A 546-nucleotide genomic window follows, 5' to 3' on the forward strand; every position below is an offset into this window, starting at 1 on the left:
CTTTTTTTGTGTTTGAAGAAATAAATACTAAGTAGATCGCTTGAAGAAACAGCAATAGTGTTGATGTTTTTCACCAGTAATTATGTTTAATAATGAGTAATTGCAAAAACTATAAAAGTCATTCAAAAGCAATGCTTTCTAACAAAAGAGAATAATTGATCAAATAGCAGGTTATCTTTTGGGGTGAAGAAGAGGTATATTTCGCTAATCTGGTCTGTTGTGGACGACGATTGCTCCATTTTTCCGAAGGAAAAGTGGAATTCGACTATCGTTAGAAGCTTCTAATCTTTCTATATATTATGTGGTAACTAAGAAAAAATGAAAAGAGCACTTGTCAAATCAGAAGAAGCGTGTTATAGTTATTGAACTGTCAATCCTATTAGTAATCTTCTTGGAAAAGAGGATAAAAAAAGTTGTTGACGCAGAAACTTAGAAGTGTTATGATAATAAATGTCGCTGAAACAAGACGACAACATGAACATTGAAAACTGAACATGCAAAACGTTAAGATATAAGCTATTCAGGTTAACTTGTTAGTCTGATAGC

The organism is Psychrobacillus sp. NEAU-3TGS, assembly GCF_029955155.1.
Classification (GTDB): domain Bacteria; phylum Bacillota; class Bacilli; order Bacillales_A; family Planococcaceae; genus Psychrobacillus.